This window comes from Williamsia sp. SKLECPSW1 (assembly GCF_054332755.1).
In genome coordinates this window covers 1,382,567-1,404,823 of the sequence record NZ_JBTGLI010000001.1, presented here as the reverse complement: position 1 = coordinate 1,404,823, position 22,257 = coordinate 1,382,567, and the positions used below count along the sequence as shown (strand labels likewise).

The 22,257-nt window shown below is 70.2% G+C and carries 14 protein-coding genes; 5 read left to right on the top strand and 9 right to left on the bottom strand.

The window, feature by feature from the left end:
* Positions 1 to 85 precede the first annotated feature (85 nt).
* The 3 genes from ACXVUM_RS06280 to ACXVUM_RS06270 are packed head-to-tail and all read right to left on the bottom strand — an operon-like array spanning position 86 to position 10,299.
* Positions 86 to 3,472, bottom strand: coding sequence for an arabinosyltransferase domain-containing protein (locus ACXVUM_RS06280; protein ID WP_458520975.1), 3,387 nt, complete (start codon positions 3,470 to 3,472; stop codon positions 86 to 88).
* Complete coding sequence (locus tag ACXVUM_RS06275; RefSeq protein WP_458522799.1) at positions 3,469 to 6,867, bottom strand: arabinosyltransferase domain-containing protein; 3,399 nt, start codon at positions 6,865 to 6,867, stop codon at positions 3,469 to 3,471. Before ACXVUM_RS06275 ends, ACXVUM_RS06280 begins: the two co-directional genes overlap by 4 nt.
* A 33-nt stretch (positions 6,868 to 6,900) precedes the next feature.
* Positions 6,901 to 10,299, bottom strand: a complete 3,399-nt coding sequence (locus ACXVUM_RS06270; RefSeq protein ID WP_458520974.1) for an arabinosyltransferase domain-containing protein — start codon at positions 10,297 to 10,299, stop codon at positions 6,901 to 6,903.
* Positions 10,300 to 10,384: 85 nt separating this feature from the next.
* Between ACXVUM_RS06270 and aroQ the strand changes: the two genes are divergently transcribed.
* The 3 genes from aroQ (at position 10,385) to ACXVUM_RS06255 (ending at position 13,638) form a co-directional block, all read left to right on the top strand.
* Entirely contained in the window at positions 10,385 to 10,831 is a 447-nt protein-coding gene (gene aroQ, locus ACXVUM_RS06265) for a type II 3-dehydroquinate dehydratase (RefSeq protein ID WP_458520973.1), read from the top strand.
* Between the two features lie 219 nt (positions 10,832 to 11,050).
* On the top strand, positions 11,051 to 12,019 hold the full coding sequence (locus ACXVUM_RS06260) for a phosphatase PAP2 family protein (protein ID WP_458520972.1): 969 nt from the start codon (positions 11,051 to 11,053) through the stop codon (positions 12,017 to 12,019).
* Complete coding sequence (locus ACXVUM_RS06255) at positions 11,929 to 13,638, top strand: hypothetical protein (RefSeq protein ID WP_458520971.1); 1,710 nt, start codon at positions 11,929 to 11,931, stop codon at positions 13,636 to 13,638. The genes ACXVUM_RS06260 and ACXVUM_RS06255 overlap by 91 nt, the downstream gene beginning before the upstream one ends.
* 7 nt (positions 13,639 to 13,645) lie before the next feature.
* On the opposite strand, the gene ACXVUM_RS06250 is transcribed toward ACXVUM_RS06255, so the two are convergent.
* The 5 genes from ACXVUM_RS06250 to ACXVUM_RS06230 are packed head-to-tail and all read right to left on the bottom strand — an operon-like array spanning position 13,646 to position 18,942.
* A complete protein-coding gene (locus ACXVUM_RS06250) occupies positions 13,646 to 13,939 on the bottom strand; it encodes a YciI family protein (protein ID WP_458520970.1) in 294 nt (97 codons plus the stop codon).
* A gap of 51 nt (positions 13,940 to 13,990) precedes the next feature.
* Positions 13,991 to 14,743: an MBL fold metallo-hydrolase gene (locus tag ACXVUM_RS06245; protein WP_458520969.1), complete on the bottom strand. Its 753-nt coding sequence runs from the start codon at positions 14,741 to 14,743 to the stop codon at positions 13,991 to 13,993.
* Entirely contained in the window at positions 14,740 to 16,680 is a 1,941-nt protein-coding gene (locus ACXVUM_RS06240) for a galactan 5-O-arabinofuranosyltransferase (protein WP_458520968.1), read from the bottom strand. Before ACXVUM_RS06240 ends, ACXVUM_RS06245 begins: the two co-directional genes overlap by 4 nt.
* 8 nt (positions 16,681 to 16,688) lie before the next feature.
* Complete coding sequence (locus tag ACXVUM_RS06235; protein WP_458520967.1) at positions 16,689 to 17,450, bottom strand: decaprenylphospho-beta-D-erythro-pentofuranosid-2-ulose 2-reductase; 762 nt, start codon at positions 17,448 to 17,450, stop codon at positions 16,689 to 16,691.
* Between the two features lie 46 nt (positions 17,451 to 17,496).
* Positions 17,497 to 18,942, bottom strand: a complete 1,446-nt coding sequence (locus tag ACXVUM_RS06230; RefSeq protein WP_458520966.1) for an FAD-binding protein — start codon at positions 18,940 to 18,942, stop codon at positions 17,497 to 17,499.
* A gap of 129 nt (positions 18,943 to 19,071) precedes the next feature.
* On the opposite strand from ACXVUM_RS06230, the gene ACXVUM_RS06225 reads away from it, so the two are divergent.
* On the top strand, positions 19,072 to 19,872 hold the full coding sequence (locus ACXVUM_RS06225) for an SDR family oxidoreductase (protein ID WP_458520965.1): 801 nt from the start codon (positions 19,072 to 19,074) through the stop codon (positions 19,870 to 19,872).
* A complete protein-coding gene (locus tag ACXVUM_RS06220) occupies positions 19,862 to 20,287 on the top strand; it encodes an NUDIX hydrolase (RefSeq protein ID WP_458520964.1) in 426 nt (141 codons plus the stop codon). The genes ACXVUM_RS06225 and ACXVUM_RS06220 overlap by 11 nt, the downstream gene beginning before the upstream one ends.
* Before the next feature lie 435 nt (positions 20,288 to 20,722).
* Here ACXVUM_RS06220 and ACXVUM_RS06215 read toward each other — a convergent pair whose 3' ends face one another.
* A complete protein-coding gene (locus ACXVUM_RS06215; RefSeq protein ID WP_458520963.1) occupies positions 20,723 to 22,249 on the bottom strand; it encodes a phytoene desaturase family protein in 1,527 nt (508 codons plus the stop codon).
* Positions 22,250 to 22,257: the final 8 nt, after the last annotated feature.

Sequence of the window (22,257 nt, the reverse complement as noted above, 5' to 3'; positions counted from 1 at the left end):
CGCCCGTCCCGAAATCCGCCGAACACGTCCGATTCGTCCGAATCGGTTGCGCCCGAACCCCGTACGACCCTCCGTACGGACGCTGTCAGTAGCCGATGGCCCGCATCGGTGCCGGATCCCACAGTCCGGATCGCGTCGCCGTGCCGATCTGGAGCTTCGCGGGCTCCGCGGGTTCGATGGGTGTGAACCGCTGCAGCGAACCCCAGTCGTTGCCCCAGTTGTTGCGCAGGTAGGTCGCGAGCAACTGCGGACGGAGCATCGCCTCGGTGAGTCCCAGCGGTCCGCCCGCGGTGCCCGACATCCACGTCTGGCTGTTCTGGCGGGTGGCTCCCGCGTCGGGCAGGATGCGCCACTTCGGGACCTCCTCGACGCCGTCGCGCACGCCCATCGGTCGCTGGCACGGGAAGACGAACGCGGGCACCCAGTCGATGAGGACGGGGTCGGTCCGGCCGACGACCTTCTCCAGCGTCGTCATCGTGCTGATCCGGGGCGGCGTGATCGCCACCCACTGGTCGCTGCCGGCGCCGGTGTCGGCGACGACCAGTCGCGCGACGGACGCACCCGCCGGGGCATCCGAGAGCGGGAACCGCAGGTTCCGCCACGTCGGTGCCTCGCCCACGTCGATCGGGGTGCGCAGGCCGACCGGCACCACCTGTCCGTCGGGGCCGACGCGGCCGTACTGGACCTGCACCTTCTGGCCCGGCGACATGATGCCGAGGCCGTTCACGGCCTGGACCGCGCCGGCCACCGACACGGTGAGCAGCGGCGCATCCCCACTGCGCGGAGGCATCTGATACCAGTCGGTCGTCAGCGATCCGCCCCCGCTGCCGTAACTGCCGAGGACAGGTGTGCGGCTCGGCGACAACCCGAACGGCAGCCGCACGGTCGACCCGTTGACACCCCGTTCGCCCTGTCCGCCGCCGGTGCCGCCCTCGACGGACTCGTCGCCGCCGGTCTCGTCGGATCCGGGTGCGCTCTGCGTGGTGTTGGTCGAACTGCTCGTGGTGTTGGTGGAGCTGCTCGTGGTGGAGCTGCTGTCGCTGTTCTGCGTCGTGTCGACCGACAGGTCGTCCGGGACGCCGTTGGGTGTGAACCCGGGAGCCCCGGCGCCGGCGAGCGCGTCGCCGGGCGAGGTCGTCGGGGACTGGCCAGCGACCCGTGCCGGTGAGAGGAGACCCGCGTTCGGGTCGGTCTCGACGAGGACGTCGTTGGCCATGCCGCAGATGTTCCCGGTGAGCGCCCGGGCGTTCGACGAGGCCCACGAGAAGCTGTTCCGTTGCACGACAGCACCCTTGACCGTCGTCAGCACCTCGAACACGACGACGAGCCCGATCAGGGTGGGCACCGCTGCGCCGGCCAGTCGGGTGCGCAGCGCCGACCCCGATCGGCCGGTGCGCACGTCGTCGGCGACGTGGTCGTCGCGCAGGTGTCGCCACAGGCCGACCAGCGCCGCGATCACCGACAGCGCCAAAAACACCCAGTAGAACCGGATCCCGGCCAGCGCCGGCGGCCGGTCACGCCACGGCACGCCGTAGGTCCCGACGAACCACCACCCGTTGATGCCGGCGAACGCGATGCCCGTCACGAAGAAGAGTCCTGCGATGAGGAACGCGCGGTTGCGACCGCGCCTCAACACCGCGGGCGCGGCCATCGCCCCCGCAGCCGCGGCGAGACCTGCGGCGATCCCGGCGTAGATGCCGAGGTGGTGCGTCCACTTGGTGGGGGTGAACGAGATGATGAAGACGGTGCCGAGGATGACCGCGACGAGGCGCCACACGGGCCCCCGGGCGATGCCCTTCGGCGCCCGCCGCCGCAGCATCATGAGGATGACGAAGACGAGCAGCAGGAACATCGTCAGGATGCCGAACCGGCGGGCCAGTGAGGCGTCGACCTGGTTGGGCAGCAGCAGGTAGTAGTAGCGGACGGGTTCCTGCCACCACTCGAGCGTCGGGCCGACCTCGCTGGCGACCTTCGAACTGGTGATGACCCCGGCCAGGGTGTTGTCGGCGAATATCTCGAACAGCACGGCGGTCCCCGCCGCGAGGATCGGCGCCAGGATGGGCAGGATCCCGTCGCGATGCCGTCGCTTCGCGAGCCGTTTCACCAACGGGCGGATGCCCGCGACGAGCGCAGCGACCGCCATCAGGCCGCCCGGCGCGATCGCCAGGGTGAACGCGGCGATCACCGTCGCCGTGGCCAGTGGGAGGAACCGGCCCGTCGCGATGGCGCGGTCCACGGCGCACCAGGTCAGCAGCGCACCGACCGCCAGAGCGGGTTCGGGCCGCAGACCGTTGTTGAACGGCAGCCAGATGGCGAGGAACACCGCGGCGCACGTCCACAGGGCGGGCGTCGAATGTCGCACCGTGCGACCCAGGCGCGGGATCACCTCACGGCTGAGCAGCCACCACCCCAGCAGGCCGAGCAGGAACGCGGGCAGTCGCATCCAGGGTGCGGCCAGGCTGACGTGCGTCATCGCACGGATCACCTGGTAGTGCCACCCGAAGGGGTCCTGTGGCACACCGAAGTAGCGGTAGTAGTTGATCGGGTACCCGGCCTCGCCGGCCACCCGGCCGACGGTGAAGTTGTACCCGTCGTCGGAGGTGTTGCCCCCCAGGAACCACCACAGTGCGAGGGTCACGACGACGACGCCGTCGACCGGTCGCAGCCGCCACCATCCGGCGGGCAGGAAGCGCTTGTGGCGTCGTCCGTCGCCGGCGTCGAGGATGCCCAGCGATGCGAGCGACAGCAGGGTCATCGCGATGCCGAGGACGATCGCGGTGAACTTCAGCGTGGTCGGTGTGGTGACGAACCGGGTGTCGATGGTCGCCCGCACCGAGAGCCCCGTCGTCGGGGTGGACTGCGGCAGATCGGTGTAGATGCCGACGATCTGCGGTCGGAGGTTGGGGTCGCCGACGGAGAACGAGAGCTGACCCTGGGTGCCGTCGGGCAGGCCGACGATCTGGGCGCGGGTCCCGGTCCCGGTGAACTGCATGTCGATTCGGCAGTCGGGATCGGATTGGGCCGCGGCGCGCGGGGTGTTGACCAGCACCACGTTGCGATCGGTGACCTGGATCTGATCGCCCGTCACCGACACGAACAGCCCCCGCGCGTACGCGTCCGAGCCGCCCGGCGGGATGGTCGAGAGCAGGTTGCCCCCGTAGGACGGGAGGCGGGCCGCGGTCGAGCACGGGACCGACACGTCGGCGTCGATCGGCACGAACGACACGAGCGGCGCGGCGATGTTGCCGACGTTCTGCTGCGGCCAGGACAGCTGCGCGGTCGTCTGGTTCACCGGGAGCAGCGGTGTCGCGAGGGCCAGCAGCGCCCCGAGCAACCCGGTCACGACCGCCACGAGCCGCACGATGCGCAGGCGTCGCGTGGACGTCGGCGGGGCCGACGTCGGTGTGTCGATGGTGCTCACTGATCGTCCCTCGGGGGTGGTGGTGTCGCCGGCACGGTCGGGCTCGTTCATGAGTTCCCGGACCTCACGACGCGGATGGAACCCTCACGGGCCCAACCCCACCGGTTCGCCTCGCCCAGCGTGGTGACCGCATCGGGGGCGTCGGGCGTCAACGGTGTCAGCCGTTGCAGCGAGCCCCAGTCGCGATACCAGTCGTCGCGCAGATAGGTGGGGACCGTGGTGGGTGTGGTCGTGCCCTCGGAGATCGCGAGGATGCCGCCGTCGTCGGCGTCCATCCATGTCTTCGACTGCGACTGCGCGGTGATCCGGTCAGGCAGGATCCGCCAGCGCGGCACCTCGGTGACACCGTCGCGCGAGACGATCGGTCGTTGGCAGGGGAACTGCTGGGCGACGGTGAAGTCGATCAGCGACGGTGTGTCGCCGACGACGTCCTGCAGCGTGCGCAGCTGGGTGGCCCGCGGCGGGGTGATCGCCAACCACTGGTCGGGCGTGAGGTTGTCGTCGACGGCGACGAGGCGCATCACGTCGGCGCGCGGCGGGACGACCGACATCGGGACCCGCAGGTTGCGCCACGGGCGGTTCGGCGGCTGGGGCCCGGGATCGATCGGCATGTAGGGCGCACCGACCTGGGTGAATTGCCCGTCGGCTCCCGTCGTGCCGAACTGCACCTGCAGCGACCGACCGAATTCGCCGACCCCGTCCACGTCGACCGAGGCGATGGATCCCGCGGCGGTGACGACGATCAGCGGTGTGGACCCGCGGGCGGGCAGTCGGTACCAGTCGGTGGTGAGCGTGGCCTTGCCGGAGTCGTAGCCGTAGCTGCCGAGCACCGGTGTGCGTGCCGGGTCGAGACCGAACGGCAGCGCGGCGGTCGACCCGTTGACCCCGCGGGGGCCGTTCCCGCCGAGCGTCCCCGGCGACCCGCCGACGATGGTGAACGGGTTCTGGACGATGCCGGCCACGTTCATCTGCCCGGGCTTGGACTGGGTGGGCTGCGGCGACAGGTCGTTCGCGACACCGTTGGGGGTGAAGCCGACGGGGTCGGTGCCGGCGAGTGCGGCCGACTGCGATCGGCCGTCGGCCGGCACGAGGGTCCCGTCGTTCGGGTCGGTCTCGACGAGCACGTCGTCGGCCATCGCGCAGGTGTTGCCCTGCAGCGCGTCGACGTTGGCGCTGAAGACGGTGAACGACGGTCGCGCGACGGCGGCCTTGGCGAAGACGGCCAACTCGGCGACGACCATGACGATCGCGATCACCGCGAGCGGTGAGGACGCGAGGACCAGGCGGCGGCGGTCGGCGCGGGAGGCGGTGTCCGCGGGTGCGTCGACGGACGCCGACGAGTCGTGGACCATGCCGCGGTGGCTGGTGAAGTCGAGCCGGAGGTGCAGCCACACCGCGGCGGCGGAGGCGAGGACGGCCAGCACCAGCAGGATGCTGGAGACCTGGATGCCGGCGAGGACGGGTGCGCGGTCGAACCAGGAGATGCCGAAGTCGTACGCCCACGGCCAGGCGTTCTTGCCGGCCATCGACGCGGCGAGCGCGAACAGCAACCCGGCCACCAGCACCATCAGGTTCCGCGACGACCGTGCCGCCGACTGCGCGATGGCGACGGTCGCGACCGCGGCGAGGGCGGCGGCGACACCGGCGAAGATGCCGAACTGGATGGTCCACTTCGTCGGGGTGAACACCCACAGGATCAGCGTCACGCCGACGGCACCGATGCCGCGCCACACCGGGCCCGGGTCGACGCCGCGGATGCGGGTGCGCCGCAACATCACCGCGAGCACCACGAACAGCGATGCGAGCAGCAACAGGACCGGGACACGGCGGGTGAGGGCGCCGTCCTCGGTGCTGACGGTGAGGAAGAAGTACCGGAAGTACTCCTCGTGCCAGCTCAGCGAGGGGCCGACGGTGAAGCGGATGCGGATGGCGTCGTAGACGGTGGCCAGTGTCTGGTCGCGGAACACCACGACGAGTGTCAGCAGGCCCGCCGCGAGGATCGGCAGCACCAGCGCGGCCCACCCGACCTCACGACGTCGCCGCAACACCACCGCGAGCATCGGACGGGCGCCGACGACGAGGACCGCGACGGCGATGACGCCCTGCGGCGCGAGGGCGAGGGTCATCCCTGCCGCCAGGGCCGCGAGCGCGGCCGGGAGCAGGCGACGCGTGCCGATCGCCTGCTCGACGCCCCACCAGGTGAGCAGGGAGCCGGTGACGATGATCGACTCGCTTCGCAGGCCGCTGTCGAACGGGAGCCAGAACGCGACGAACAGTGCGGCCGCCGCCCAGATGGCCCAGCCGCTGCGACGTACCGCGGCCCCCATCCGGGGCAGCAGCACGCGGCTCAGGACGAACCACGAGACGAGTGCGGCGACGAGCTGTGGGAGATGCATCCACAGTCCGGCGGTGGAGACCGAGGACCAGTGGCCCAGGAAGCTGTAGTACCAGTCGAACGGCGCCTCGGGGATGTCGAACCACCGGAAGTAGTCGCCGAGGTAGCCGGAGGCGTCGGCGGCGCGACCCATCGTGAGGATGTAGCCGTCGTCGGGGGTGCCCGCACCGAGGAACAGCCAGACGATCATCACCGCGGTGACGGCGAGGTCGCTCACGCGGGGCGCGAGCACACGTCGCCACGACCGGACCCCGACGCGACGGTGGTGTCCGCCGATCCAGTCGAGGCGGGCCAGCGCCAGCAGCGCCAGCACCGTCGCCACGATCCCGACGATCATCACGAGCAGCTTCAGCACGGTCGGGGTGCTGGCGTACCGGTTGTCGACACCGACGTCGACCCGGAGACCCTGGGCGACGGCTGCCTGCACCCGCGGGGTGGTCAGCGACGAGTAGATGCCGGAGACCTGCGGACGCTTGTCGGGGGCGACGATCCCGGCCGGGCCGAGGCCGACGAACTGCGCGCCGGTGCGGGTGGGCGACACGAAGATCTGCAGTGACCGGCACTCCGGCGTCGACAGCGCGCTGCGCGGCGCCGACGCGGCGACCTCGCCACGGAACGACACGGTCGCCGTCTGCGACGACGCGGACACCACCAGCGACTTCTGCGAGGCGCCGTCGGCCCCCGAGGGCATCGTGGCGAGCAGGGTGCCGGAGCTGCCGAGCGAGGAGAACAGCGAGCACGGGATGGTGGCGGTCAGGGTCTGCGGCGTCTGCGCGGTCAGCGGCGCCACGATCGACGGGGTCTCGGGCGACAGCTGCTGGCCCTGCGGCCACGAGATCGACGCGGTGGTGGTCGAGACGGGCAGCAGTGGTGTCAGCAGGCAGGCGAGTACGCCGACGATCCCGGCGACGACCGCGACGAGGCGGGCCGTGCGGGCGGACCGCAGCCCGGTCGTTCCGGCTGCGGACGAGTGATCCCCCGAGTCGCCGGAAGTCCGGCTCTCTGTCGAGTGATCGCTTGCGGATCCGTCGTCGGACGGTCGGGCGGTCATCGGCACGAGGACCGATGGTAGGCGACGGTCTTCTCAGTATCGGATCGGTGCAGGGCTCCACAGTCCGCTGCGGGTCGCGGTGCCCAATTCGAGGCGGACCGGTTCGACCGAATCGTCGTATGGCGTGTAGCGGATCAGGGCACCCCAGTCGCGTCCGATGTCGTCCTGCAGGTAGGACGGCACGGTCGTCGATTCCAGCGCGACCTCGATCCAGCCGAGGGGACCGCCGCCGGAGGCGTCCATCCACGCCGAGACGGCGGCCGACAGGTCGGCGCCGGGCATGATCCGCCAGCGGGGGACCTCGGCGACGCCGTCACGGTGGTCGAACGGACGCTGGCACGGGAACGCCAGACCCGACGTCCAGTCGATCTGGACGGGGTCGCGGCTGCCGACGTAGGACTGCAGCGTCTGCACCCGCGGGGCACGCGGCGGGGTGAACACCATGAAGCTGTCGGTCGCGAGGTTGTCGTCGACGGCGACGATGCGGATCGCGGTCGCGTCGGACGGCAGGGAACTGCGATAGATCCGCAGGTTGCGCCACGACGGGCTGGGCCCGGGATCGATCATCCCGACCGAGCCGGCGGCGGTGAGATCGCCGTCGCGCGTGCTCGTCCCCGTCGTGTACTGCAGTTCCATCTTCGTGATGTCGAACGAACCGGCCGCCGCGAGCGAGATGAACGGGCGATCGGAGCTCTTCGCCGGCAGCCGGTACCAGGCCGAGGTCAGCGACGCGGGTGCCTGGTCGTTCTGGCTGTAGCTGCCGAGCACCGGCGTGCGGCTCGGGTCGAGACCGAACGGCAGTTTCGCGAACGAGCCGTTGACGCCGGCGTTCTCCATCTCTCCGCCACCGGTGCCGCCCGAACTGTTGGTGAGCACACCCGACGACGGGGTCACGTTCGTCGCGAGCACGCCGAGCGACTGTGCGCTCGCCTCGGAGTCCAACGTCATCGGCAGCCCGTTGGGTGTGAAGTTCGTCGTCACCGACGGTTTCGGCTTCCCGGAGCCGTCGTCCTCGTCGGTGCCCGGACCGCTGCCGCCGGTGACGGTCCCCGACCCGGCGAGCGGGTCGCGCAGGGTGGGGTCGACGGGGGTGAGCAGGTTCGCGCTCGGATCGGGTTCGACGAGGACCTTGTCGGCCATCGCGCACGGCTTGCCGAGCAGTGCGTCGACGTTGGACGACGGCACCGAGAACGACCCGCTCTGGTTGACGCCGGCCAGCACCGCGGTGACGACCTCGAATGCGACGATGGCAGTGGCGATGCCGAGGATCGGGGCAGAGGCGACGCGTCGTGCCGCAGTGCTGCCCGTCCCGACGACCGTGCGCCGGCGGGGGGCCGTCGGTGCCGCCGCGTCCGGTGCCCGGTCCGACGCCGAGGCGGTGCGGTATGGGGCGCGCAGGTGGAGCCACCCGGCGACGGCCAGGGCGACGAAACTCAGGTAGAGCAGGATGTTGCCGAGCGCGATCACGATGGTGACCGGCCGCGATCCGTACGGCATCCCCCAGTTGGAGATGTAGTAGTAGGCGTTGGGTCCGGTGAAGGACAGGCCGGTCACGAACAGCACGAGTGCCGTGACGAGCAGTCGGTTGCGTCGTGACGTCATGGCGCGACGGGTCACCGCGATCGCCGCGATCGCCGCGAGGGCGGCGGTGAGTCCGGCGAACACCCCGAAGTGGTGCGTCCACTTCGTCGGGGTGAACATGAGGAACACCAGCGACGCGAAGGTGATCCCGACGATCCGGCGGGTCGGCCCCATCGCTGTGCCCGGGATCCTGTTCTTGCGGAACAACATCGCGCCGGACACGACGAGCGCCACGAGCATCGTCAGGACGGCGAAACGGCGGCCGATCGAGCCGTCGGCGGAGAACGCGAACAGCGACGAGTAGCGGTTGATCTCGTTGTACCAGTGCAGCGACGGACCCAGTGCCGTCTTCATCTTCGACGACTGCACGAACGCGGTCAGGGTGAGGTTGGAGAAGACGACGTAGATCACGAACGTCCCCGCCGCCAGGACCGGTGCCACCATGGCCAGCAGCGCGACCGATCGACGTCCGTCGCCCTGGATCACGCGGGACCGCTTGAGGATCGACATGATCATGGGCCGCCCGCCGGCGATGAGGGCGGCGACCGCCATCAGGCCGGTCGGCCCGGCGGCGAGGCTGAACGCGCCGAGCGTGCACGCGACCGCGGCGGGCAGGGTGCGACCGGTCGCGATGGCTCGCTCGACCGAACACCAGGTGAGCAGCGCGCCCAGGCAGATGATCGGCTCGGGGCGCAGCCCGTTGTCGAACGGGAACCAGGACGCGAGGAAGACGACGGCGGCGGTCCACGGCACGATGCGCGTGGTGGTCGCGGCGCGCCCGAGCCGCGGCAGGATCTCGTGGGACACGATGAGCCACACAGCGATACCGCACAGCAACGCGGGCAGCCGTACCAGCGGACTGGCGGTGCTGATGTGCGCGAGCCAGCCGAAGACGCTGTAGTACCACCCGAAGGGAGCCTCCGGCGCACCGAACCAGCGGTAGTAGTTGGCGGTGTAGTGCGCGTGCTCGGCGACCCGCGACATGGTGAGCAGGTAACCGTCGTCGGACGTGTTGGCGCCGATGATGTGCCAGACGAGGAGCCCGAGGATGACGACGCCGTCACGCGGGTTGAGACGCCACCACCGTGCCGGGAAGACGCGACGGTGCCTGCGGCCGTCGGTCGCGTCGAGCACCGCGAGGGCGACGAGCGACACGATGGTCATCACCACGCCCACCCCGATGGCGGCCCACTTGATCGCCGTCGAGGCGGTGGAGTACCGGGAGTCGACGGTGGCGTGCACCGTGAGGCCGTCGAGTTGCGCGCGCGGGGCGGTGAGATCGGTGTACACGCCCGTCAGCTGCGGACGCTGATCCCCACCGGATGTGCTGCCCTGCAACGGTTGTCCGTCACTGTCGGTCATGCCGACGAACTGTGCCGTCACCTCGTCGGCATCCGCGCGGACCTCGATGGACCGACACCCCTGCTGCCGCATCTGCGCGACGGTCGCGCTCACCAGCGGGATGTTGCGCACCACGACCTCGACGGACCGGGTGTCGAGGGCATCGCTGCTGCGTCCGGAGAGGCGCACGAACAGGCCGCGCTCCACCGCCTTGTCGGCGTCCTTCGGTGTCGTCGACACCAGCACCGATCGGCCCGGCCCGCCCAGGAGTGCGGCAGCCGAACACGGCACCGACATCTCGATGTCGATCGGGACGTAACTCACCAGCGGTGCGATCACCGATCGCACCGGATCGGACCCGGACTGCGCCTCGCCGGACTGCGAGGAGGACGACGACTGGGGCCAGTCGATCTGTGCGGTGGTCTGGGTGACCGGCAACAGGGGGGTGGCGAGGGCGAGCACGACGCCGAGCAGCCCGGCGATCACGGCGACGACCTTGGCGATCCTCACCCGGTCGCCCGTCGCTCGTCGAGATGGACGGTCGTCAGGCACAAGACGTGATCGTAACCAGAGGGCCGCGTCCTAGAGTTGTCCCATGTCCGCACAGACCGTCCTGCTGCTGAACGGGCCGAACCTGAACATGCTCGGGACCCGCCAGCCCGAGGTGTACGGGACCGCGACCCTCGCCGACGCCGTCGAGGTCGCGGAACGGGCCGCCCGGGACGTCGGTCTGGCCCTCGTCGCCCGCCAGACCAACCACGAGGGCGAGATGATCGACTGGATCCACGAGGCCCGGGGGGCCGTCGCGGGGATCGTCGTGAACCCCGGCGGATGGACCCACACCTCGGTCGCCCTCGCGGACGCGCTCGTCGTGCCGGAGGTGCCGATCGTCGAGGTGCACCTGTCGAACGTCGCGGCGCGGGAGCCGTTCCGCCACCACTCGTACGTGTCGCCGATCGCGCTCGCGGTCATCGCCGGATGCGGCGTCCAGGGCTACGACTTCGCGATCCGGACACTCGCCGAGCGCATCACCGCCCGGTGACGTAGATCACACGAGAGCCGGTCGGCGCCGGTTCTGACCAGTGATCGCGTCCCCGCCGGCGTCCTGTTCACCCGATGTACCCCTCTGCGTGGGGGATGGGACGCCAGTGGTCCTCCGTTAGTATTCCTCGCAATGTTCAGCGGGTCGCGAGGGAGGGACGCCATGTCGGGTTCTCGTCCCTCGGCGGAAAACCCTGTCACGCGTGACGGGACGGCCCCGGTGGAGGATCCGCTGCACGACGTCGAGGCGTCTCTGACGCGCAGTCGCTTCCGGGTCCTCTCGGCCGTCCTGACCTACTTCTCGCGGCCCCGCTGGTGGGTGGAGATCGCCGTCATCGCCACGCTCTACGCCGTCTACTCACTCATCCGGAACAGCGTCGGCGAGGTCGCGGCGACGGCCTACCGCAACGCCGGGTCGATCCTGGCCTTCGAGGACCGCTGGCACTTCGCTCTCGAGCGTCCCCTGAACGAGTGGGTGCACAAGACGACTGTCGTGGCCGACGTCGTCGCCGTGCACTACGCGTCCCTGCACTTCATCGTCACGCCCGCGGTGTTGATCTGGCTGTTCTTCCGACGCGGCGCCTACTACCGCCGCGTGAGCGCGGTGCTGATCATCACCACGGTGCTCGCCCTGATCGGCTTCTACTGGTACCCGACGGCCCCGCCGCGGCTGCTGCATCACGAGGGCTTCATCGACGTGATGAGCCAGACCTCCTCCTGGGGGTGGTGGCCGGAGTCCGGAGCTCCCGGGTCGGACGCGATCTCGAACCAGTTCGCCGCGATGCCGTCACTGCACTGCGCGTGGGCCGCCTGGTGCGGGCTCACGCTGGTGTTCCTCGCCCGTCGCCGGTGGGTCAAGATCCTCGGCGCCCTCTACCCGTTCAGCACGTTCTTCGTCGTCATGGGGTCGGGCAACCACTTCATCCTCGACGTCCTCGCCGGGCTCGGCACCCTCGCCATCGCCGCCGGCATCGTCTTCGGGGTCCGGCGGCTGTGGGCGGCCCGGGTCAGCGGCCACGTCGCAGCCCTGCGCGAGGAGGCCGGCATCCCCGTCGCACCCGCACCCGTCGAGGCCACCGGCACCGATACCCTCGACCCGTGCGCCCCGCAGGACCCGTCGACTCGTCACGACGGAACGACCCGTCCGGGGACGACCCTCCCGACCGCACCGCCGACCACGCGTCCGTGATCGGCCGGGGCGGGCGCCCCGGCCGGACCGCCACGACGCCGTCGTGGGTCGTCGCGCTCCCGTTCCTCGTCGCCGTCGTGGCGACCGTGGCCCTGGTGATCGCGCGACCCACACTCGGTGACCTGCAGGCCGCCATCGCCCGCGAGGAGGCGGCGCGGTCGGGCGTCGGACTCGGGTACTGGTTCGGCTGGTACGGCGGCGTCAGCCCGGGGAGCTACTCGCTGATCGTCCCCGCGCTGTCGACGCTCGTCGGCTCGTTGGCCCTGCTCGCCATCGCCACACTCGCGATCGCGGCGCTCGCCCACCCGATCGCCCACCTGCGTCCGGGTGCCTCGTCGGCGCCCCTCGCCGCCCGCCCGACCCTGACGACGTGGGCCATCGCCATCGCGGCGATCCTGAACATGATGTCCGGCCGGGTGGCGTTCGCCGTCGGTGCCGCGGTGGCACTGGCCGCCGTCCTCGCAGCCGGACACCGGCGCAGCGCACTGGCGGCGGCGCTCCTGGTCGTCTCCGGGCTGGCGAGTCCGCTGGCGCCGGCGTTCGTCGGACTCGCGGCGGTCGGGTTCCTCCTCGGCCCCGACCGCCGATCCCGCGACCTGTGGACACTCCTCGTCGGAGCCGGTCTCGGTGTCCTGGTCCCGTTCGTCCTCTTCGGTGCCCCCGGGGCCCAGGGCTTCCCGTGGACGACGTTGTTCTGGGTCGTCCTCATCGGTGTCGGCAGCGGTGTGGCGTTGTGGGCGCGGCCCCACCGGTACGTCGCACCGATCGCCCTCGCCGTGGCGATCGTCATCTTCGCCATCCCGAACGGTGTGGGGTCCAACCTCAGTCGGTTCTTCTGCCTCGTGCTGCCGTGCATGGTGCTCTTCTTCTCGAGACGTTCGCTGATCGTCGTCCTCGTCGCCCTGATCCCCGCGGTGTCCTACGCGGGGTTCGTGGCCGTCGCCGACCAGGTGGCCGTCGCGGACTCCGGTGTCTCCGAGAGTGACTACACCCCACTGCGTCTCGCGTTGCTGAGCGGGCCCGGGCTGATCAACCACCGCGTGGAGTTGATCGACGCCGGAACACACGCGGGGTCGCACGAACTCGGTTCGCTCGTGAAACTCGCCCGCGGGTGGGAGAACCAGAGCGACTCGCGGTACAACCCGATCTTCTACACGGACGGTGCACTCACCCCGCGGTCCTACCGACAGTGGCTCACCGAGAACGCGGTGTCCTGGGTGGCCGTGTCCGACAAGCCACTCCGACAGGCCGAGAAGGAGGCCGCACTGGTCGACGGCGGCCTGCCGTACCTCACCGAGACGTGGCACGGCGGCGGCTGGCGGCTCTTCCGGGTCGCGAACGCGGCGTCGGTGGTGCCGGCGCCGCTGACGCTGATCACCGAGACGCCGTCGGAGATGGTGGTCGACATCCCCGACACCGACACGCACCCGATCCAGATCCGGCCCAACCGATACCTCGTCGCGCGCAGCGACACCGATCCCACGCGCACGGCGTGCCTCGACTCCACACCCGACGACTGGGTCACGGTCCGCGCCCCCGAGCCCGGCCGCTACACCCTGCAGGGCGCACTCTCGGTGCGCGGTGTCCTCGCCGAGGTCTCGCCGAGCTGCTCGTCCTGATGTCGGATCAGACGGCCGTCGGGGGCGGATGCAGCCCGGTGACGACGTAGTCGGCGACACTCTTGATGGCGAACGGGTCCGCGGCGATGAGCTCGTCGACCGCGGCGCGGGCGACCGGGTGGGTGACGATGATGCCGCCCGTCCGGGGGTCCTTCGGCCCCGACGCCGCGACCACCCCCCGTCCGGCGAAGTCGGCGAGCACGGCGAGATGGGCGTCGCGCCAACGGTCGACCTCGGTCAACGCCGCGGTGTAGGTCAGATCGACGACCCAGATGGTGCCGTCGCTCGCAGATGCGGGCATGCGACCAGCCAACCTCACGGATAGACGGTCCGCAACTCAGTGCCGCGTGCGTCAGCGCAGGGCCGTGTCCACCGCGTCGGAGATCGGGCCGTGGAAGGCCGGTCCGTGGCCGGGGAGGACGACGTCGACGTCGAGGGCCGCGAGGGCCTGCACCGAGGCCCGGTTGGTGGCGATGTCGTGGTGGAAGGCCTTGTGCAGACACTGCGGTCCGTGCACGGCGCTGATCCCGTGTCCGGTGATGAGCGCGTCGCCGGACACCAGGATGTGGCCGCCGCCGACGAGGTAGGCGCTGTGGCCGCTGGTGTGACCGGGGCAGGCGATCGGCTGCGGGCGGCCCGGGAGGTCCAGCGCGCCGGCCGTCGGGAACGGTTGCGCCGCATCGATCCCGGCCCGGTCGAGGACACCCATCTGCCCGACCTCGAGCAGCCAGCGAGCGACGCGGGGCCGATAGAGCAGGGGTGCGAGGTCCATCGGTCCCGCCTGCTCGAGGTACTCACGCCGGACGTGGCGCACCTCTGTGGGGTCGGCGTAGACGGGGAACCCGTGACGCTCCGCGAGTACGCGAAGGCCGCCGATGTGGTCGACGTGGGCGTGGGTGACGAGCGCAGCCCGGACGTCCGCGGCACTCCCGCCGACCCGTGCCAGCGAGTCCTCGACCGCGCCGGCCTGCTTCGGGTAGCCGCCGTCGATCATCGTGATCCCCGAGTCGTCCTGCAGGAGAACCCAGTTCACGTGGTCGGTGTGGACGAAGTGGACGTGTCCACCGCTCCCGTCGTCGAGCGTCTCGATCGTGGATCCGGTCATCGTCGCACCACCAGGACGAACGGGCCGATCTCGGTCACGGTGAACCGGGGGTCGGCGAATGCGGCGGCCGCGAACGTGACGGTGTAGCGCTTCACGTTCGGGTCGTTGGGATAGACGTCCGAGGCCAGCCGCAGGGCGTAACCGTCGGAGCTGTAGCGGAAGAGGAACACCGACGGCGGGCGCCACGGCGAGGCGTCCAGGGCGGCGATCATCTCCTGCGGGGTCGTGAGCTTCGACCACCGTTCGATGGCCGCGGCACGTTTGTCGAACTCGGCCAACGGGTTCGCGTAGTGCGACGTGAGCCCCTGGAAGCCCCAGTAGGGGTAGATCGAGAGGAAGCCGTAGTCGGCGGTCAGCACCACGGTCTGGTCGCGTGGGCGACCGGTCTGCGCGCGGACCAACTCGTCGATCTTCGGGAAGTACGACTCCGCGCCCGGCGGTCGCTTGTCCGCGCGCACCCCGTAGCCGTCGGTGTCGGTGTAGGCGGTGGTGATCTCGGCGGACAGATGCGACGGGATGCCCTGGGCGACCGCGATCGCCCCGATCAGTGCGAGCACCACGACACCGAAGCGGATGTCGCCGAAGCGGTCCACCGCGACGCGCGCGAGTTCGACCACCCCGAAGACCCCCGCGGCGCCGAGCACCACGGCGAGCAGCGGTTCGAGCCGGAACGCCAACAAGGTCGTGCCGATCGCGGTGATCGCCATCGACAGGAGGCAGAACAGGTAGACGGCGATGGTCGTGATCCCCAGGGCCAGCGCCACGGTGCGGGTGCGGATCCGCACCACGATCCAGACCAGGCCGATCGCGCACAGGACGCCGATGAGGTTCAGGTGGAGCATCGGCACCGGCAGCGTCGCCCCGCTCGTGGGCAGGTAGTGCTCGGCGGTGCCCCCGCTCGCGGGGCGGGACCGCAACCGGGCCCACAGATACGGCGCCCACACCGACAGCGCGACGAGGCCGGAGAGGACGCCCATCCCGACGAGCCGCAGCACGACCGTCCGGATGACCCGGAACCGTTGTCCACGCACCTGTTCCGGGGGGACGGCCGCGTTGGAGGCGGATCGGACCGCGTCGACGATCAGCCACACGGCCATGAGCACCGCGGTCAGCGCGAACAGGCCGGTGAACAGCGTGTAGAAGGTGGCGCTCACGCCGAGGAACAGTCCGCCGGCGACGAGGGCGGGGACGCTGCCCGAGCGCAGGGCGTGCAGGATGACGACCAGCATCGGTGCACCGACGAGGATCAGCACCGCGGCGTACGGTTCCGGACCCGCGTAGTAGATCGTGAGCGCGGCCGTCGCCAGCGTGACGGCGATGGCGCGATCGGTGCGGATCATCCTGGACCACAGGGCGAGTGCGATCGCGGCGGCGACCGCGAGCGAGAGGATGGACCAGGGCTTGAAGGCCTCCCATGCGGGCTGCCCGACCGCGTTCGCGTAGCGACCGCCCAGCCAGAACCAGCCCGCCGGGTAGTACGGCGCGAGGCCCCAGTAGGTCATGTCCGCGAGGCCATGGGTGTCGGTCAGGCGGGTCAGGTACTCCGTCCGGAACTGCTGATCCACCGAGATGCCGAACAGGTAGAGCTTGGTCGCGCCCAGCGGCATCGCGAGGGTGACCGTCATGAACCCGGCGATCCCGACCCATCCCAGCGGCGCCACCAGGCGGGAGGCACGTCCTGCCCGGGACAGGAGCGCCGCGACCAGCAGCACGACGACCGCGACGGTCTGCCCGAGCGTCGTCAGCGCCCCGGTCACGTTGGAGGAGTTGAACGCCGGCCACTCGACCTGACCGATCACCAGCAGGGCGACCGACGCCACGACGGCCGCGGTGACCGCAGCACCGACGATCGCCGCGGCGCCGCGGAGGTGGGTGGCGCGCGGGCGCACCGGCCCACCCGGCACGGCGGTGGCGCGACGTGTGTCCGCGACGGTCACGGTGCGCCTCAGATGGGGAGGCGGCGGAAGATCGGCCGCGGGATGTGCCGCAGCACCATCATGATGAAGCGGAACGGCGGCGGCGCCCAGACGATCTCCTTGCCCGCGTCGGCGGCTCGGACCGCGAGCTGGGCGACGTCCTCCTTGTTCACCGTCAACGGCGCCTCCTCGACGTGGGCCGAGAGCCGCGTACGGACCTGGCCGGGCCGGATCACGAGCACCCGGACGCCGTACTCCCGCAACGCCTCCCCGAGCCCGAGGAAGAAGCCGTCGAGGCCGGCCTTGGTGGAGCCGTAGACGAAGTTCGAGCGGCGGACACGCTCACCGGCGACCGAACTCATCGCGATGATCTGTCCGTGGCGCTGTGCGCGCATCTTCTCGCCGACGAGGACACCGACGGACACCGCCGCGGTGTAGTTGATCTGCGCGGTGAAGACGGCCTTGCGCTGGTCCTGCCACAGCTCCTCGTCCACACCCTGGACACCGAACGCGACGATGGCGACGTCGATGTCCCGCTCGGCGAAGGCCTCGTCGACGACGGCGGCGTGGGTGTCGGGTGTGAGGGCGTCGAAGTCGATGCGTCGCACCGACGCCGCGCCGGCCGCACGCATCTTCTCGATCGCGGCGTCACCGGCCGGGTCACCCGGGACGGTGGCCAGCACGACGTGCATGGGGCCCTTCCGCAGGTACTCCTCGCAGATCGCCAGGCCGATCTCGGAGGACCCCCCGAGCAGCAGCAGCGATTGCGGGACGCCGACGGCGTTGATCATGGGGTCCTCTCCCGATGGGCGATGTGGTGGTGGAACTGGATGCGGCTCAGGCGAGTTCGAGGCGGCGGGCCATGTCTGACATGAAGACGCCATCCGGGTCGATCCGGCGGCGCACCGCGATCCACTCGTCGATCCTCGGGTACATCGAGTGGAACGACGCGGCGCTGGTCCGCGAGTCCTTCGCCGTGTAGAGCCGCCCGCCCATCGCCATCACGCGGCGGTCGAGGTCGTCGAGGAACTCGGCGAGGCCGCGCTTGACGGGGAAGTCGAGGCAGACGTTCCAGCCCTTGAACGGGAACGACAGCGGCGCCTGATTGCCCTCGCCGAACAGCTTGATGACGTTGAGGAAGCTGACGTGCCCCGACGCCTGCACGAACTCGATGGTGCGGGTGAACTCCGCCTCGTTCCCGGTGGGCACGATGAACTGGTACTGGCAGAAACCGCCGCCGCGGCCGTAGGCGTTGTTCCAGTCACCGAACACGTCGAGCATGTGGTAGAAGCCCGCGAGGTTCTTCACCTTGCCCTCGCTCGGCGGGCCGATGCGGTAGTAGGCCTCGCCGACCAGCGCGAAGCTGGCCTTGTTGGCCAGGCCACGCGGGAAGATGTCGGGGAACCGGACCAGCGGCTTGTTGTCGAACGCCAGCGGATCCTTCTGCAGATCGGCGGGCAGTTCGTCCACCCGCGCGAGGTTGCCCCGCGAGAACGTGCCGCGACCGAGTTTCGGCGGGGCGCTGATCGAGTCGAACCAGCCGGAGGCGTATTCGTAGCCGTCCTCGAAGCCGTCGGCGAGGTGCAGGTCGATCGTCTCCTGCAGCGACGACGTCCGGGCGGTGTCGGCGATGAAGTAGGCGCTCTCGGTGCGCTTCATCTGGATCTTCGCGCGCAGGATGATGCCGGTCAGGCCGATGCCGGCGACGGTGGCCCAGAAGATGGAGCCGTCGGGGTCGTCGGGACTGCCGCCGGGGGTGAGGGTGAGGATCCGGCCGTCGGCGACCAGCAGGGTCATCTCGACGACGTGGTTGCCGAAGCTGCCCTGGCTGTGGTGGTTCTTGCCGTGGATGTCGTGGGCGATCGCACCGCCGATGGTCACCTGGCGGGTTCCCGGGAGCACCGGGACCCAGAGTCCGAACGGCAGCGCCACCTGCATCAGCGAGTCGAGGCTCACGCCGGCGTCGACGTCGACGATGCCGGTCGCCTCGTCGACGGAGTGGATCCGCCGGATGCGCGTCATGTCGACGGTGAGGCCGCCGGAGTTCTGCCCCGACTCGTTGTAGGACCGGCCCAGACCGCGGGCGATGATGCCCCTGCGCAGGTACGACGGCTTGTCGGCCTCGGCGTCGGCGACGCGGGCGACCGCCGCGGCGACCACCTCGACGTCGGGGGTCGACAGGACGTCACCCAGGATCGGGGTGGTGCGGCTCCAGCCGACGAGTCGACGTGACTCGACGGGCAGGTCGTCCCCGGCTGCGGAGGTGGTGTTCGTGGTGGACATCGCCGCACAGCGTAACGCGGACGGCGGTGCGGCCCCTCCGGCGTCGGTGCCGGGGAGCGCTCGTCGAGCGCGTCCCGGGCCGCTCGTCGCGATTGTCATCTGACACGCGGTCGTGTGAGAATTCGACGCATGGCCTCGAGGAAGAGCGTGTTCATCACCGGTGCGGCGGCGGGGATCGGCCGCAAGACCGCCCTCTCGTTCGCCCGCAAGGGCTACATCGTGGGTGGGTACGACATCGACGAGGTGGGCCTGAAGTCGCTGAAGGACGAGATCGAGGATCTCGGCACCACCGCGGTCGTCGGCCACCTCGACGTCACCGACGCCGACGAGTTCGCCGAGCGTCTGAAGGAGTTCACCGACACCACCGGTGGTCGCCTCGACGTGATGCTGAACAACGCCGGGATCCTCATCGCCGGGAAGTTCGAGGAGATCAAGGTGTCGACCCTCCACAAGGAGATCGACATCAACTGCAAGGGCGTCGTGAACGGCCTGCACGCCGCCTTCCCGTATCTCAAGGCGACCAAGAACTCGGTCGCGATCAACCTCGCCTCCGCGTCGGCGATCTACGGCCAGGCCGAACTCGCCAACTACAGCTCGACGAAGCACTTCGTGCGGTCGATCACCGAGGCCCTCGACATCGAGTGGGGCGGGTACGGGATCCGCGTCTGCGCCATCTGGCCGCTGTACGTGCAGACCGCGATGACCGCGAACATCAAGACCGGCACCACCGATCGCCTCGGCATCAAGCTCGGGCCGCAGGACGTCGCCGACCGCATCCTCGAGGCGGCCGAGCCGAACCTGTTCAGCAAGGTGATCCACCAGGTGCACTACACGGTGGGCACGCAGACGCGTGTGCTGCAGGCCGGGTCGCGGTTCTCGCCGATCTACCTCACCCGCCTGGTGAACAAGCGCCTCGCCGGTGGCCACTGAGCCGATCGTGGTCAGCGCCGCGATCATCCGCGACGCGACCGGACGCGTCCTGTTGGTCCGCAAACGTGGCACCAGCCGGTTCATGATGCCCGGCGGAAAGCCGGAATCCGGGGAGACGCCGCTGGACACGGTGGTCCGCGAGATCGCCGAGGAGGTCGGGATCGACCTCGACCCCGCGACGGTGCGGTCGTGGGGTCGTATCGAGGCCGTCGCGGCGAACGAGGCCGACACGGTGCTGCTGGCCGACGTCTTCGACTGCGGCACCGTCGACGGGGACGGGTCGCACATCGCGGTCGCCGCCGAGATCGACGAACTGCGCTGGCACGACGTCACCGACGACGGCCGCGACGACCTCGCCCCGCTCTTCGTCGACGAGGTCCTCCCGGTCCTGCGCGGTCACGCCCCGCGTCCCTGACCCGTCTGTTGGGCACCAGGAACCGTCTGTTGGGCACTAGGAACCGTCTGTTGGGCACTAGGAACCGTCTGTTGGGCGGCAGGGACCTGTCATCGGCTCGTCGAGGCAGCTTCCGGTCACGTCAGAGTAACGACCCCGCACGCATAGAGGTCGAGATCCATCGCCGCCATCGCGGCCAGGATCGGCGCTCCACCAGTGCGGTCGAACCGGTTTCCCCGCACGCCTCCACGAGGGTGGCGAGGACTCCGTCGTCGCGAGGATCGATGGGCTCGACGAACTCATGCGTTCCATGGTGCCCGCACGGATCTGTGATGCACGGCGAATCCCTCGCCGCAGCCGCGGACGGTCGAGCGGCCGAATCGCCCAACAAACGGTTCCTACCGCCCAACGGACGGCTCCTGCCGCCCAACAGACGGGTGGGGGTGGGGTTCCGGTCTACTGCAGCGCCCATCGGGCCGAGTTGTGGCCGGGGATGCCGCTGACGCCACCGCCGCGTCGCGCGCCTGCGCCGGCGATGCTCAGTCGCGGGTGTCGGGTCTCGACGCCCCACGTGCCGACCTCGTCGTCACGTTCCGCCCACGGCCACTGCAGCGAGCGGTGGAAGATGTTGCCGCCGGGCAGTCCGGGGGACCGTTCGAGGTCGACGGGGGTGCGCACCTCGATGCACGGATCCCCGTTCGCGTCCCGCGCGACGACGTCCATCACCGGTTCGGCGAGCACCGAGTCCAGCGACCGCAGTGTCGCTGCGAGCGCCTCGTCGCGCGCACCGGAACGGGCGAACACCTCCGGCGACATGTGCAACCCGAACAGGGTCAGTGTCTGCATCCCGTCGGTGCCGGGCCCGAGGATGCTGCGATCGGACAGTGTGTGGCAATAGATCTCGCACGGCGGGACCGTGGGGATCTGCCCGGTCGCAGCCTGTCGGTAGGCGGCCTGGACCTGATCGAAGCCTTCGTTGACGTGGAAGGTGCCCGAGAACGCGGCGACCGGGTCGACGGTGGGATCGCGCAGTTCCGGCAGTCGGGTCAGCAACAGGTTCACCTTGAGTTGCGAGCCGCGCGGATTCTGTTCCGTCGCAACGGGTTCGTCGAGCATCCCGTTCAGCACAGCCGGTGCGCACGCCGCGTGCACCGACGTCGCGCGCGCCTCGTCGCCACCGGCCGCGGTCCGCCATGTCACCGTCCCATCACCGGGGTCGACGCCGACTACCTCTGCGCCGGTGACGATCTCGGCTCCCGCGTCGAGAGCGGCGCGGGCGAGCGCTCCGGTCACCGCACCCATCCCACCGACGGGCACATCCCAGTCACCGGACCCGTTGCCGATGAGGTGGTACAGCAGGCAGATGTTCTGTCGCAGCGACGGGGCGTCGAGGTCGGCGAAGGTCCCGATGAGCGCGTCGGTCGCGACGATGCCCCGGACGGTGTCGTCGGCGAACTCCCGCCGCAGCCAGGCCGCGAGCGGCCGGTCGACCAGATCCGACCACACCTCGCCGACGAGCTCCCGCGCCTCCTCCGGAGAGGGGAGCGGTCGGGTCATCGTCGGGAACAATCGCTGCGCGACCGAACCCATGGAGGCGTAGAACCGTTGCCACGCAACGAAATCGTCGTCCGATCCGGTCGCGGCGCGGAAGGAGGCGCGCGTGACGTCGTCGTCGTGGGCGTCGACGAGGATCCCGCGTCCGGGGTCACCAGGGATCGGCGTGTACGACGAGTACCGACGCCGGACGAGGCGCAGATCGAGGTCGAGATCGGCGATCACATGGTGGGGCAGCAGGGAGACCAGATACGAATAGCGCGACAACCGTGCCGCGACACCGGGGAACACCTCCGCCGAGATCGCGGCACCGCCGACGTGATCAGACCGTTCGAGCACCAGCACCCGACGACCCGCCCGCGCGAGGAAGGCGGCGGCGGTCAGTCCGTTGTGGCCGGCTCCGATGACGATGTCGTCGTGGGTGCGCACGCCCACAC